Origin of the sequence: Streptomyces sp. NPDC051286, assembly GCF_044455345.1 — a bacterium.
Lineage (GTDB): Bacteria > Actinomycetota > Actinomycetes > Streptomycetales > Streptomycetaceae > Streptomyces.
Map to the genome: position 1 here is coordinate 48,459 of NZ_JBITER010000006.1, position 13,203 is coordinate 61,661.

Genomic DNA, 13,203 nt, shown 5'->3' on the forward strand with positions numbered 1-13,203 from the left:
CCCGGGAGGGGGGTCACCTCGCCAGGCCGGGCAGGGCCGGTGCCATGGCGGCGTGCCGGAGCGCGGAGCTGAGGATCAGCCCCGCGCCACGGACCACGGTGGTGGCCGGGTCGTCGGCGAGCCGCACCGGAACCCCGAGGCGGACGGCGATCCGGTTGGTGATGTCGGGGCGCAGGGCACCGCCTCCGGCGAGCAACGGTCCCTTGCGCAGGGCTCCGAGGACCGCGCCGTGCCGGTCCTGCTGCCACATCTCCATGATCATGTCCAGCGCGGTGCGGACGACGGCGGTGGGCGGCTCGGCGGGTCCGAGGTCGCTGAGTCCGGTCTCGGCCTCGCGGGCATCCCGGACCATTCCGTCGACCAGGAGGGTGACCTCGGTCAGCTCGGCGCCGATGTCGACGACGAGCAGCGGGCCGCCGTCCTGCGGCCCGGCGTATGCGGCGGCGGCCCTGGCGCTGTTCAGCACGATGACGCTCGTCGGCCCGAGTGCGGCGAGGAGCTCCCGCGCCTCGGCGCGGTGTTCGGGCCCGGCGAGGACCGGGTGGCTGAGGACGATCAGGGTCTCGCTGCGGTCGGCGCCCAGTGCCGTGTCGGCGATGCGGCTGAGCATCCGGCCGCAGGACTCGGGGTCGACGATGCGCCCGCGCCGGACCGGACGGCCGTGACCGCGCCCACCCTCGGGATCGCCGGTGGACTCGGCGTCGGTGACGATGCCGAGTCCGGGGATCCAGGCGCGCGTGCGGGAACTGCCGAGGTCGAGGGCGAGTCCGCGGGTGACACCGCGGTATCCCTTGCGGACGGACCGGCCGTGTCGCAGTCCGTCGTGCGGAGAATGCATCATCCCTCATCCCCCGGCCTGCCGCAGCAGCCGTTCACACACTCGTCGGCTCGCCGATAGCGAGGCATGACCGAGCCCTCACTATGCAATAAGAAGGCAAAGAAAGCCACTCTCAGGCAAAATCCAAGGGCTCGGCGCGCCAGCCCGTCCGCCCTCGCGGACGGGCTGGCGCATATGAGCCCCTCACACCTCCGACGGCAGGAACTCGGCGATCAGTTCGGCGAACTCGTCCGGTGCGGCGATCCGCACGCCGAGGTCCTCCGCCTTGGTGCGCTTGGACCCGGCCTTCTCGCCGGCGACGAGCAGCGTGGTGCGCTTGGAGACGCTGGACGAGGACTTCCCGCCGGCCCGCTCGATCAGCTCGTTCATCTGGTTCCGGGAGAGCTTCTCCAGCGCTCCGGTCATGGCCCCGGTGACGACCACGGTCATTCCGTCCAGCGGCCGTTCGGCGGCCGTCTCGCCGTCCGCGATGGCGGCAGCCGCGTCCGTGTGTTCCTCGCCGGGCTCCGGCGGCGGCGTCGCGCCGGGCTCCACCATGGTGACTCCGGCGGCGACCAGCTTCTCGATCAGCGGGGCGAGCTCAACCAGCTCCGCGACCACCCCGGCGGCCTTCTCCTTGCCGATGCCGTCGACCTGCTGGAGCGTGTCGACGTCGGCGGCGCGGATCCGGTCCATGCTGGCGAAGTAGCGGGCAATACGCCGCGACATGGAACGCCCCGTGCCCCGGACGCCCAGGGCGCAGAAGACCCGGGAGAGCGGGCGGGTACGCGCCGTCTCGATGGCGGCCAGGAGGTTGTCGGTGCTCGTCTCGCCCATCCGCTCCAGGCCGAGCAGCTGCTCGCGTTCGAGCGTGAAGAGATCGGCGAAGTCGGTGACCAGCCCGGCATCGACGAGCTGGACGACACGGGTCGCGCCGAGGCCCTCGATGTCGAGCTGGTCGCGGCCCGCCGCATACGAGACGGAGGCGACGAGGCGGCAGTCGCGGCCCCGGACACAGCGCCAGCGCTGCTCGCTCGTGTCGATCTCGGAACCGCACTGCGGACACGTCTCGGGGAAGACGATGGGCTGCTCGTCGCCGGTCCGCAGATGGGCGACCGGCGCCTCGATGCGGGGGATGATGTCGCCGGCCTTGTAGACCATCACCCGGTCGCCCAGACGCAGATCGCGGCGGGTGATGTCGGCCGGGTTGTGCAGCGTGGCGTAACTCACAGTCGATCCGTCGATCTCGACGGGTTCCAGTACCGCGCGCGGGGCAATGATGCCGGTCCTGCCGACGTTCCACTCGACGCCGAGGAGCCGGGTGACCTTCTCGACGGCCGGGAGCTTGTACGCGATGGCCCAGCGCGGCGCCCGGGTGCCCGAACCGGCCTCGCGCTGGTCGGCCGCGAGATCGGCCTTGATCACGATGCCGTCGATACCGAACGGCAACGAGGCGCGCAGCGCGGCGATTTCCTCGACCCGGGCCTGCACCTCCTCGACCGTGGTGACGGTGCGCGGCGCCACATCCGTGTCGGCCGCGGTGTGCACGCCGAGCCCGGCCACGTACCTGAGGACTTCGCTGTGCGGGAGTCCGGCCAGCGTGTCGGTCAGCGCGCCGGACTCGGGCAGCGGCAGGGCGCCGTACGCGAAGAACGTCATCTCGACCGTGTAGGGGCGGTCCTTGGCGCGGAGGGTGCCCGCGGCGCCGTTCCTCGGGTTGGCGAAGGGGTCGCCGCCGTGCTCGGTGCGGGCCGTGTTGGCCTGTTCGAACTGCTCGTTCGTCATCAGGATCTCGCCGCGGACCTCTATCGTCACCGGCTCGCCGAGCTGTTCCGGAAGCCCGACGACGGTGCCGACCGCATGCGACACGTCCTCGCCCGCCGTGCCGTCGCCCCGGGTGATCAGGCGCTCCAGGCGGCCCGACCGGTAGCGGGCGGCGACCGCCAGCCCGTCGAGCTTGGGCTCCACACTCCACGCGGCGACCGGTCTGCCGATCCGGCGCTCCAGGGACGCCGTCCAAGTGGCGAACTGCTCGGCGGAGAACACGTTGTCCAGGGAGAGCATCGGCACCGTGTGCGGTACGTCCCCGCCCGCGGCGCCGCCGGCCACCTTGCCGGTCGGCGAGGCGGCCAGCACGTCCTGCGGGTGCTCCTCCTCATATGCGGCGATCCCGCGCACCAGCCGGTCGTACGCGTCGTCGTCGAGCGTGCTCTCGCCCGCGGCGTAGTACGCGGCGGCGGCCGCCGACGCTTCTTCGACCGCGGCGCCGTAGGAGGCGGCATCGGCGAGCACAACAGCTGAGTTCGTCATGGGCACCATCCTGCCGTCCACCACTGACAATGCCCCTCAGAGCCTCTCGGGCGACCTCTGATCGGGCGGAGGTCGCCCGACAGGCTCTCAGCCGGCCTCCGCCGCCGTCCCGTCCGCCCCGCCGGAATCATCGGCGCCGTCCGAAGTCAGCGGTACCTGCGGTCCGGAACACTCCCGCAGCCAGCGGCGCAGCACCTCGTGCACCTGCTCGGCCCCCACCAGCTCCGCACCGTCCGCACCCGGCCCCGCCGATCTGCGGGAGGTCACCGGCTCCGACATGGTGCGCGGGTGGAGCAGGAACGGCCGGGACTGCTCACCTCCCAGCCCGCCGTGGGAGCCGATCTGTTCCTCGAAGGCATGCACACAGCCCGTGGCGGGGTCGTACATCGAGTTGACCATCACATCGGCGACATGCGGGAAGGTGTCGGTGCGCCGCACCGCGTCCGCCGCGCCCGGCCCGAACGGCTCCAGCAGTCCTTCCCCGTCCGCCAGTTCCGACACCGGTGTCTGTGCGCCGCCACGCCCCAGCACCACCGATCCGTGCAGCTCACTGCGGACCAGCAGGAAGCCGATGCCGGGGTGGTTGGCGAGGGTGCTCAGCAGCGCGGGATGCCGGCGGTCGAGCTGTTCGCGGGTCGCGCGCCCGTCGATGTCGGGGAAGGAGATCAGGCCGAGGTTGCCGGATGCGAGGACGACCGGGCCGGACGGGGTCGCGGGGAGTTCCGCCTCGCCTTCCTCGACGGGCCGGTGCAAAGCGATCCGTACCGCGTCCCGCGCCTCCGAGCCGCTCTTCGTACGCTGCGCCCGCCGGGGTACGGGCAGCCCGCAGCCCGCCCGTACCAGGTCCTTGAGCGTCAGCCCGTACGCCCCGGCAAAGGTCTCCCCCGGGCTCTGTCCGTGGTCGGAGAGCAGCACGATCCGGTAGCGGCGAGGGGTATGTTCGGCGACCTTGACGATCAGGGCGAGGGAACGGTCCAGGCGCACGAGGACCTTGTCCGCGTCGCGGCTGTGGGGCCCGGAGTGGTGCGCCACTTCGTCGTACGCGACGAGGTCGGCGTAGACGGCGGTGCGTCCGGCGAACATGTCCCCGATGAGCGCCGCGACCACCACGTCGCGCTCGACGACGGTCGCGAAGGCACGGATGAAGGGGTAGAGCCCGCCGCGCTTGATCCGGGGTGCGTCCTTCCGGATCCGCGCCCGGGTCGACTGGCCGATCTCCCGGCCGACCTCGGCGACGAACGACAGGGCGGTACGGACGGCGTTCGCCGGGTCGGAGAAATACGCGAAGTAACCGGCCCGGGAGCGGCGCCCCTTGCCCCGCCGGGCAGCCATCGACAGGACGAGGGCGAGCTGGTCCGCGCCGCCGCTGAAGAGGTTTCCGCGGCTGGCGCCGTCGAGGGTGAGCAGCCCGCCGTCACGGGTGCGCACGATGGCGCGGCGCTGCAGTTCGAGGGCGCTCGCGGGTCTGCTGGAGACCATGACGTCGCCGGTCTCCTTCTCGTACCAGCGGAAGGCGGGGATGTCGAAGTTGCTGCCGTGCAGGATGCCCAGCTGGCTGGCGCCGGTCTGGCTGGACCAGTCGGTGCGCCACGGGGTGAGCCGGTGGCCCGACCCATCGGCGAGCCAGTTGGCGACGGTGGGCATCAGACCGCCCGCGGCGGCCCGCGCGAGAACGTCGTGGCCGACACCGTCGAGCTGGATGAAGACCGTGCCCGGCGGTCCGCTGCGGCCACCGTCCCCGCCGCTGCGACGGCGGCGCCGGTCGGCGAGGCGGGAGAGCCTGCGGCGGTAGGCGTTGTCGTCGCGGACGGCGAGTGCGGTGGAGGTCGCGGAGGCGACGGCGGACATCACGGCGGCGACGACGACCGCGGTCTCCGGGTTGACTGCGCCGCGCCCGTCCGGGATGAGCCGCAGGGCGACGAGCAGCAGCGAGCCGTTGAGGAAGAAGACCAGCATCCCGAGGACGAAGGCGGGCACGATGAGCAGCGCCCGCACGACGACCGGCCAGACCAGTGCGGAGAGCAGACCGAACGCGCCGGCGCCCCAGGCAGCGGTGAACGCGATCTTGGTGAAGCTGTCGCCGTTGTCCGACTGGAGCTGGAAGTCGGGCAGAATCCCGGCGAGTATCAGCATGGTGAGGGTCGAGACGCCCCACACCACGATCACTCGCATCAGGGCGCTGCCGGCCGTACGCCATCGCCCGTCACTCACGCCGTTCCCACCTCACACGTCGGCCCTGCCGTTCCGGACCCGACCCCAGCTTTTCACAGCAGGTTCGCACGGCACGGAGCCCGGGGCGGGCGCCGGTCAGCAGCCGTCGTATCCGGCGGTCGGCATGGAGAGCCTGCGGTGCACGCTCGCCTTCGTACGGGAGCTGTACGACGGCTCGTCGAAACCGGCGAACTCCAGGCGTACGCCTCGCCGCTCGCACTCCGCGGCGAACTCCGGCACCGAGGTGAGTGCCCGGGCGAGCACCCGGTCGTTGGGTGCCACGAAGAGGTCGACATCGCCGTCGTCGACATCCGCCCACAGAGCGTGGTGGTCGGGGCGCAGCCCGTAGAACCGCAACTGCCGCGTGACGACATAGCCCTTGTCCGCGGCCCAGCGGGCGCACAGGGCGTGCTGGCTGCGCGTGTCCACGAGGAACGGGTCGCTGTCGAGCTCCTCCAGCGGCGTGAGACTGGCGATGGCCGCCACCCGTACGTCCTCCATGGGCATTCCCCCCTGCTAGGCGTGCACGCGACCCTACCCCTCCGGCTCCCGCACAAAAAGGCGCATGTCAGGGCGGGAGGGGTACGTGCCGGCACGCACACGCGCCCCCGGCGCCGGGCGGGACCCGGGGCGGGGGCGCATGGAGGGGCAGGTCAGAGCGAGGTCATGACGTGCTTGATGCGCGTGTAGTCCTCGAATCCGTACGCGGAGAGGTCCTTGCCATAGCCCGACTGCTTGTAGCCGCCGTGCGGCATCTCGGCGACGAGCGCCATGTGCGTGTTGATCCAGACGCAGCCGAAATCGAGGTTCTTGGACATCCGCATCGCCCGTGCGTGGTCCTTGGTCCATACGGAGGAGGCGAGGGCGTAGTCGACGCCGTTCGCGTACTCCACGGCCTGGGCCTCGTCCGTGAACGACTGGACGGTCATGACGGGTCCGAAGGCCTCGTTCTGGACGATCTCGTCGTCCTGCCGCAGACCGGAGACGACCGTCGGGGCGTAGAAATAGCCCTTCTCGCCAACCCGGTGGCCGCCCGCCTCGACCCTGGCGTGGGCGGGGAGGCGGTCGATAAAGCCGCTGACCTGGGCGAGCTGACCCGCGTTGTTGAGCGGGAAGTAGACCACGTCCTCGTCGTCCGGCCGCCCGGTCCTGGTGTCGGCGGCGGCCTTGGCGAGGGCAGCGACGAACGCGTCGTGGACGGACTCCTGGACCAGGACGCGGGTCGCGGCGGTGCAGTCCTGGCCGGCGTTGAAGAAGCCGCCGACGATCAGGTCCTCGACCGCCTTCTCCAGGTCGGCGTCCTCGAAGACGACGGCCGGGGCCTTGCCACCGAGCTCGAGGTGAACGCGCTTGACGTCCTTGGCAGCGCTCTGCGCGACCTGGATGCCGGCCCGGACCGAACCGGTGATGGACGCCATCGCCGGGGTGGGGTGCTCCACCGTCATCCTGCCGGTCTCACGGTCGCCGCAGATGACGTTGAAGATGCCGCGGGGCAGCTCCAGCTCCTCCTCTACGCCGCCGATGATCTCGGCGATGACGTACCGGCTGCGGCGATTCGGGGCGCTGGCCGACCGCGATCTCGCGTCGACAGGAGCCCTGGCGGAGGTCTGGCTGGCGATCCAGGCAGCGGGGGCGCTGGGGCTGACGGACTGAGGGCGCCTCTGCGGTTCACCGGCCGGAGGCGTCCGCCCCCACCCACTCCGGCACTACGCTCAAGGGACCGGAACAGCGAGCTACGACGGACGGGAGACAGACGGTGCCGGTGGAAGTCACCTGGTGGGGTCATGCCACCTGCACCATCGCGGACTCCGGAGTCCGCGTCCTGACCGACCCCCTCTTCGTACGCCGCTTCGCGCATCTGCGCCGCCGCCGGGGTGCGCTGCCGGGCCCCGAGGCCACCGTCGCGGACGTCGTCCTCGTCTCCCATCTGCACTCCGACCACCTGCATCTGCCGTCGCTGGCCCGTCTCGCCCCCGGCACCCGGCTGATCGTGCCGGTGGGCGCCGTCCGTTCCGTGCCGGGGCTGCGGGTGCTGCGCAGCGCGCGCGGGCTGCGGATCACCGAGGTGGCCGCGGGGGACGAGGTGCGCGTCGGTGAGCTTCTGGTGCGGGCCGTCCCGGCGCGGCACGACGGCCGACGGCTCCCGGTGGGCCCGCACCGCTCCCCTGCCCTGGGCTATGTCGTCGAGGGCGAGGCCCGCACCTACTTCGCCGGAGACACCGGGCTGTTCGACGAAATGGCGGAGGCGGTCGGCCCGGTGGATGTGGCGCTGCTGCCGGTCGGCGGCTGGGGCCCGTATCTCGGCCACACTCATCTGGACGCGGGCCGGGCCGCGCAGGCGCTGGTCCGGCTGGCGCCGCGCTCGGCCGTGCCGGTGCACTACGGCACGTACTGGCCGATCGGAATGGACGGGGTCCGGCCGCACGAGTTCCACTCACCGGGTGACGAGTTCGTCCGGAAGGCGGCGCTGCTGGCGCCGGACGTGGCGGTGCACCAGCTGACCCACGGCGAGCACGTGCGGCCGGAGGCCGCCAGGTGATCTTGGAGGTCGTGAGACAGCTGCCCCCTGAGTCGACACAGCAGGCCGTCGGCTATCCGTCCCTGTTCCTGCTGGTGGCGCTGGGTGCACTGGTGCCGGTGGTGCCGACGGGCGCGCTGGTGAGTTCGGCGGCCGTGGTGGCGTTCCACCAGGCGGACCCGTTCGCGCTGCTGGTGGTGTTCGGGGTGGCGTCGGCGGCGGCGTTCCTCGGGGACATCTGTCTGTACTGGCTGGGGCAGCGCGGGGTGCGGTCGAAGAACGGCTCGAAGTGGCTGCGGGCGATCCGTGACCGGGCGGCGCCGGAACAGCTTGCGCAGGCTCAGCAAAAGCTGGACGAGCACGGTGCGGTGGTGCTGGTGCTGTCGCGGCTGGTGCCGGCCGGGCGGATTCCGGTGATGCTGGCGTGTCTGCTGGGGCGCATGCCGCTGCGGAGGTTCGCGCGTGGGGACATACCGGCCTGTCTGGCGTGGGCGGCGACCTATCAGCTGATCGGCATTCTGGGCGGTTCACTGTTCCCGAAGCCGTGGCAGGGCGTCGTGGCGGCGGTCGGGCTGACGCTGCTGATCAGTGGTTCTCCCGCGGTGTGGCGCAGGATGCGGGCCCGGTTCAGCCACTGATGCCCCGGGGCGCCCAGGGGATGTGCGGGGTGCGGTGCGTCTGCGGGGTGCGGTGCGTCTGCGGGGTGCGGGATGTCCGCGGGGCATGGGTCCCGTCCAGCAGCCGGGAGCCACCGATCGGCAGGTCCCACAGGTGTTCGCGCGGATGTCCGGCGCGCCGCCAGGCGGTACGGAGCCGGGTGAGGGGCTCGAGTACGGGCTCCGCGGAGAGCAGGAACGTCGCCCAGTGCATCGGCGCCATCGCGCGGGCGCCGAGATCCTCGTACGCCTGCACGGCCTCCTCCGGGTCGGTGTGCACGTCGCCGAGCCACCAGCGCGGTTCGTAGGCCCCGATCGGCAGCAGGGCCAGATCGATCCCGGGGTGGCGGCGGCCGATCTCCGTGAACCAGTGCCCGTAGCCGCTGTCCCCGGCGAAGTAGACCCGCTGCCCGTCGCCGCCGTCGATGGCGTGGACGACCCAGCCGCCCCACAGAGAGCGGCAGGTGTCGGTGAGGGTCCGCTTGGACCAGTGGTGGGAGGGCACGAAGTCGAAGCGGACGCCGCGCAGCACCGCCGACTCCCACCAGTCGAGCTCGGTGACGCAGGAGAAGCCGCGGCGACGGCACCACTGGCCGAGCCCCGCGGGGACGAACAGCGGGGTGTCGCGCGGCAGCCTGCGCAGGGTGGGGGCGTCGAGATGGTCGTAGTGGTTGTGGCTGATGACGACCGCGTCGACGGGCGGCAGGTCCTCCCAGCGGACACCGACGGGCGTGATCCTGGCGGGTGTGCCGAGGATGCGGCGGGACCAGACGGGGTCGGTGAGGATGGTCAGCCCGCCCGTGCGAATGATCCAGCTGGCATGCCCGGCCCAGGTGACGGAGGTCGTACCCGCGTCGGTGGCAGGCAGCGGTTCCGGGGCGTACGGCAGCCGGTGGATGCCGCGCAGCCCCTCCGCATTGGGCCGCATGGCGCGCTCACGGGCCAGTCTGGGCATGCCCCTGACACCCGGGAGCGGGGCGGTGAGCCGGTCGGCGAAGCCGGCGGGCCAGACCCGCACCTCACCGAGGGGGCGCGGCGGGACGATCTCGCCGCGGGGGGCCGAAGGCGCTGCCCCGGCATCGGAGCGGGGGGCCGAAGGCGCTGCCCCGGCATCGGAGCGGGGGGCCGAAGGCGCGGCCCCGGCATCGGAGCGCCCGGTCTGTTCCGTCATCGAAGTACTCCCGTCCCGGAAGGCGTCGTCGGTACGTCAGCGCTCACGTATGCCGGTGCGTCGTCGGCACATCGGCGCGTACGTCATCGGAGTTCGGTTCGTCATCGGAGTTCGTCGAGGGCTGTTCCGAAAATGCTCAGCGCTCGGGCGACATGCGGCAATTTCAGGGGCTCCACCGCAGTGAGGGACTCCATCTGCTGCTCCGGGCTTGATCCGAGCAGCGGTCCGGTGCCCAGCCGCACCCGCAGCGCGCCCAGTTCGTCCCCGAAGCGGTGGCCGCCGGGGGTGGGCGCGCCGAGGCGTTCGGTGAGGTACTCCTCCAGTTCCAGGGAGTCCGTGACGCCGCGGGTGGCCAGCCGGGCCCGGAGCGGCCCCAGGTCGGCGTAGAGGTGGCGGCCCGCCTGCGGGGGCCGGGCCAGCGCGCCCGCGGCGAGCACCGCCCGGTGGGCCGCGGCGGCGACCTGCGCGTGCAGCGCGGTGGCCCGGCGGACCCGGGCTGTGACGGCCTCCGGTTCGCTCAGCGCGTGGGCGGCCGCGGCGGCGACTGGGCCCGCGACGAGGGCGCCCAGGGCGGTGAGGATGTCGAGGGTACGGGCGTGCCGCACCGCCGCCCGTTCGGTGTCCGGGAATCTGGCGACCGCGACCGGCCAGGCGGACGGGGTCAGCGCCCCGGCAAGATCGCAGACGACGGTGACGTCGTCGGGGCACATCTCGGCCGGGCTGAGCAGGACCGTGTCGTGGGGGCGGTGGAGGGTGTCGCGCCAGGTCTCGTCGCTGACGATGTGCATCCCTTCGGCGACGGCTGCCTCGCACGCCTCGCGGACGAGTTCCGGTGGGGCGACGGTGGCGGTCGGGTCGTCGACGACGGAGATCAGCAGCAGCCGTGGACGGCCGCCTTCGGCACGCACCCTTCGTACGGTCTCCAGCAGTGCGTACGGGTCGGGCACGCCGCCGCACTCGGCGGGGGTCGGCACATGGTAGGCGGGCCGGCCGAGCAGCCGGGCCTGCGGGATCCAGGTGGCGGGACAGGGGCGCGGCGTGAGGACGTCACCTCCGTGCGCGGCGATCAGGGCGAGCAGCAGCGGCGAGGCGCCGGGGGCGGCGGCGACGCATTCCGGTCCGCCGCGCAGCCCGCGCCGGGTCCAGTAGGCGGCGGCCGCCTCGCGCAGGGGTTCGCCGCCACCGGTCGGTTCGGGCTCGCTGCGCCCTGCTGCCGCGGCGACCACACCGGCCAGCTCGGGCAGCACGGGCAGACCCGGATCGGGGGCGGGCGGCCCGTAGCGTACGGGCCCGCGATCCTCCCGAGGGGTCCACGGGACACGCCCGGCGTCCCCTTCCGGCCCGGCCCGCTCGGTCCGCTCCCGCGCCATCCCGGGTCTCCTTCACTGCCGCTCCGTCACCCTGTCCGGCTCCGGCTCGCCCTGCCTTGTGCCGTCACGCTCCCAGGGCCCTTTATACGGAGGTTTGAGCGACACCGCCCGCCCGGCAGAGTCGCCGGTGCGCCGCCCTCGGGTCACGACCGGACCGTCCGAGCAGGGGTTCGACCTCGGTGGGGAACCGAACCCGGTCCGCCACCCTGCCCGATGCCTGTGTGAGCCATCGCCTGCAGTTCCAGATATCAAGACACATATCTCACCATCCGACATCTCGGCGTACGTTTGGCGTATCGCTCAGCGCTTCGCATCACGCTCCGAGAAAGGACGCACAGCCATGCCGAAGGAGACCGCCGTCTACACCCACGGCCACCACGAATCGGTACTGCGCTCGCACCGCTGGCGCACTGCCGCCAACTCGGCGGCCTATCTGATCAGCGAACTCCGGCCCGGCATGGCGGTGCTGGACGTCGGCTGCGGACCCGGCACCATCACCGCGGATCTGGCGGCACTGGTCGCCCCCGGCAGGGTGACCGCCGTCGACACCACCCGCGAGATCCTGGACCAGGCCGCCGAGGTCGCCGGCGAACGCGGCCTGGACAACGTCGAGTTCACCACCGCCGATGTGCACTCCCTGGACTTCCCCGACGACTCCTTCGATGTGGTGCACGCCCACCAGGTGCTGCAGCACGTGGGCGACCCGGTCCAGGCTCTGCGCGAGATGAGGCGGGTCTGCCGTCCCGGCGGCATCGTCGCGGCCCGCGACAGCGACTACGCGGCGATGACCTGGTACCCGGACATGCCCGTCATGGACGCGTGGCAGGAGCTGTACGGACGAGTGGCCCGCGCCAACGGCGGTGAGCCGGACGCGGGCCGGCGACTGCTCTCCTGGGCGCGGCAGGCCGGCTTCACCGAGATCAGCCCGTCAGCCGCCACCTGGTGTTACGCCACGCCGGAGAACCGCGCCTGGTGGAGCGGCCTGTGGGCGGACCGCACGGTCGGCTCGATGTACGCGAAGCTGGCCGTGGACGGCGGCCACGCGACCGCCGGACAGCTGACCGACATCGCGGCGGCCTGGCGCACCTGGGGCGAGCAGGACGACGCATGGTTCATGGTCCCGCACGGCGAGGTGCTCTGCCGCGCCTGACACCGGCCAACGCCCGGCAGATGGAATCGATCACATGGGCCCGACCCGCCAACTACCCTTTTCCGCATGGAAATTCTGGGAACCACGCTGCGTATCTGCGTCGATGACCTGGAGGCCGCGGTGGCCTTCTACGAGGACCTCACGGCCAGTTCGGCGCTGCTCTTCGAGCGCGGCGGGGTCTCGGTCGCCGCGATCAGCTGCTTTCTGCTGATGAGCGGCCCCGAGTCGGAGCTTGAGATCCTGCGCAAGGTGACGGCGACGATCGCGGTGAAGAACGTCGACGACGCCCACGAGGCCCTTGTCCGGGTCGGCGCCCGGATCGTCGCGGGCCCGGTGCCGACTCCGGCCGGCCGGAACCTGATCGCCGTCCATCCGGACGGCTCGGTCTTCGAGTACGTCGACCGGAACCTGCCCGTCTGACCCGGCAGGTTCCGGCCGCGGCGCCCCCTACCGCGACTCCGCTCCCACGTGCGTCAGCACCTCGTCCGCCAGTTCGCGCGTGGGCCGCTCGCCGTCCAGGAGCACCGTCCCGGCCCGCAGCGTGTCGACCGCGGCCACACACTGCGCGATCTGCGCCCTGCACCACCGCCGGGCGGCCTCGTCGCGTACGGGGTCGTCCGGCGCGACGACCCGGACATCGATCCGTTGTTCCAGGACATGGGCGGGCACCTCGAGGAAGAAGTGATGGACTCTCACTCCAGCTGCTTCCAGGGCTCCGAAGATCTCGTCCGCGTACTGCGGATCAACGACCGTCATCGGGGCCAGGACGGGCCGCCCGTACTCCTCGACCAGCCCGATGGCCATCGAGGCAACTTGCCTTCGCCACAGCGGCAGATGCTGGAAGTTGCCCTTCGGCACCTCAACGATGTCCCGCAGGACGTAACCGATCTGCTCGGGATCGTAGACGAGGGCCTCGGGCCACCGCCGGTGCAGTTCGGCCACCAGTGTGGTCTTGCCGCTGCCGAACGCCCCGTTCACCCAGACGATCACGCGCCGCTCC

General features: G+C 72.0%; 12 protein-coding genes and 1 pseudogene. 5 read left to right on the top strand and 8 right to left on the bottom strand.

Annotation, left to right across the window (positions count from 1 at the left end):
• Nucleotides 1-13: 13 nt before the first annotated feature.
• From ACIBB8_RS08560 to ACIBB8_RS08580, 5 genes and pseudogenes are all read right to left on the bottom strand, one after another.
• The gene (locus tag ACIBB8_RS08560) at nt 14-838 is read right to left on the bottom strand and encodes a rod shape-determining protein (RefSeq protein ID WP_398950096.1); all 825 of its coding nucleotides are present in this window, start codon (nt 836-838) and stop codon (nt 14-16) included.
• Between the two features lie 183 nt (nt 839-1,021).
• Nucleotides 1,022-3,136, bottom strand: coding sequence for an NAD-dependent DNA ligase LigA (gene ligA, locus ACIBB8_RS08565; RefSeq protein ID WP_398949781.1), 2,115 nt, complete (start codon nt 3,134-3,136; stop codon nt 1,022-1,024).
• Nucleotides 3,137-3,214: 78 nt separating this feature from the next.
• A complete protein-coding gene (locus ACIBB8_RS08570; protein WP_398949783.1) occupies nt 3,215-5,338 on the bottom strand; it encodes an alkaline phosphatase family protein in 2,124 nt (707 codons plus the stop codon).
• A 96-nt stretch (nt 5,339-5,434) separates the two neighbouring features.
• On the bottom strand, nt 5,435-5,839 hold the full coding sequence (locus ACIBB8_RS08575) for a hypothetical protein (protein ID WP_398949785.1): 405 nt from the start codon (nt 5,837-5,839) through the stop codon (nt 5,435-5,437).
• A gap of 152 nt (nt 5,840-5,991) precedes the next feature.
• Nucleotides 5,992-6,879: pseudogene (locus ACIBB8_RS08580) on the bottom strand (aldehyde dehydrogenase family protein); the annotation flags it as partial.
• Here ACIBB8_RS08580 and ACIBB8_RS08585 point away from each other — a divergent pair.
• From ACIBB8_RS08585 to ACIBB8_RS08595, 3 genes are all read left to right on the top strand, one after another.
• Complete coding sequence (locus ACIBB8_RS08585; protein WP_398949787.1) at nt 6,809-6,991, top strand: hypothetical protein; 183 nt, start codon at nt 6,809-6,811, stop codon at nt 6,989-6,991. The pseudogene ACIBB8_RS08580 and the gene ACIBB8_RS08585 overlap by 71 nt on opposite strands.
• 103 nt (nt 6,992-7,094) lie before the next feature.
• Nucleotides 7,095-7,877: an MBL fold metallo-hydrolase gene (locus ACIBB8_RS08590; protein WP_398949789.1), complete on the top strand. Its 783-nt coding sequence runs from the start codon at nt 7,095-7,097 to the stop codon at nt 7,875-7,877.
• A complete protein-coding gene (locus ACIBB8_RS08595; protein WP_398949791.1) occupies nt 7,874-8,494 on the top strand; it encodes a DedA family protein in 621 nt (206 codons plus the stop codon). Before ACIBB8_RS08590 ends, ACIBB8_RS08595 begins: the two co-directional genes overlap by 4 nt.
• Here the strand turns inward: ACIBB8_RS08595 and ACIBB8_RS08600 are convergent.
• The gene (locus ACIBB8_RS08600) at nt 8,484-9,683 is read right to left on the bottom strand and encodes an MBL fold metallo-hydrolase (protein ID WP_398949794.1); all 1,200 of its coding nucleotides are present in this window, start codon (nt 9,681-9,683) and stop codon (nt 8,484-8,486) included. The two genes, ACIBB8_RS08595 and ACIBB8_RS08600, sit on opposite strands and share 11 nt — an antisense overlap.
• A 101-nt stretch (nt 9,684-9,784) precedes the next feature.
• The gene (locus ACIBB8_RS08605) at nt 9,785-11,053 is read right to left on the bottom strand and encodes an aminotransferase class I/II-fold pyridoxal phosphate-dependent enzyme (RefSeq protein WP_398949796.1); all 1,269 of its coding nucleotides are present in this window, start codon (nt 11,051-11,053) and stop codon (nt 9,785-9,787) included.
• Nucleotides 11,054-11,393: 340 nt separating this feature from the next.
• On the opposite strand from ACIBB8_RS08605, the gene ACIBB8_RS08610 reads away from it, so the two are divergent.
• A complete protein-coding gene (locus ACIBB8_RS08610; RefSeq protein WP_398949798.1) occupies nt 11,394-12,203 on the top strand; it encodes a class I SAM-dependent methyltransferase in 810 nt (269 codons plus the stop codon).
• Nucleotides 12,204-12,269: 66 nt separating this feature from the next.
• Nucleotides 12,270-12,623, top strand: a complete 354-nt coding sequence (locus ACIBB8_RS08615; protein ID WP_398949800.1) for a VOC family protein — start codon at nt 12,270-12,272, stop codon at nt 12,621-12,623.
• 27 nt (nt 12,624-12,650) lie between these two features.
• Here ACIBB8_RS08615 and ACIBB8_RS08620 read toward each other — a convergent pair whose 3' ends face one another.
• Complete coding sequence (locus tag ACIBB8_RS08620) at nt 12,651-13,193, bottom strand: AAA family ATPase (RefSeq protein WP_398949802.1); 543 nt, start codon at nt 13,191-13,193, stop codon at nt 12,651-12,653.
• Nucleotides 13,194-13,203 lie beyond the last annotated feature (10 nt).

Coding starts and splice junctions, on each gene's coding strand:
- ACIBB8_RS08560 (WP_398950096.1), bottom strand. CDS start 838: ATGCATTCTCCGCACGACGGACTGCGACACGGCCGGTCCGTCCGCAAG.
- ligA (WP_398949781.1), bottom strand. CDS start 3,136: ATGGTGCCCATGACGAACTCAGCTGTTGTGCTCGCCGATGCCGCCTCC.
- ACIBB8_RS08575 (WP_398949785.1), bottom strand. CDS start 5,839: ATGGAGGACGTACGGGTGGCGGCCATCGCCAGTCTCACGCCGCTGGAG.
- ACIBB8_RS08585 (WP_398949787.1), top strand. CDS start 6,809: ATGACGTTGAAGATGCCGCGGGGCAGCTCCAGCTCCTCCTCTACGCCG.
- ACIBB8_RS08600 (WP_398949794.1), bottom strand. CDS start 9,683: ATGACGGAACAGACCGGGCGCTCCGATGCCGGGGCCGCGCCTTCGGCC.
- ACIBB8_RS08605 (WP_398949796.1), bottom strand. CDS start 11,053: ATGGCGCGGGAGCGGACCGAGCGGGCCGGGCCGGAAGGGGACGCCGGG.
- ACIBB8_RS08610 (WP_398949798.1), top strand. CDS start 11,394: ATGCCGAAGGAGACCGCCGTCTACACCCACGGCCACCACGAATCGGTA.
- ACIBB8_RS08615 (WP_398949800.1), top strand. CDS start 12,270: ATGGAAATTCTGGGAACCACGCTGCGTATCTGCGTCGATGACCTGGAG.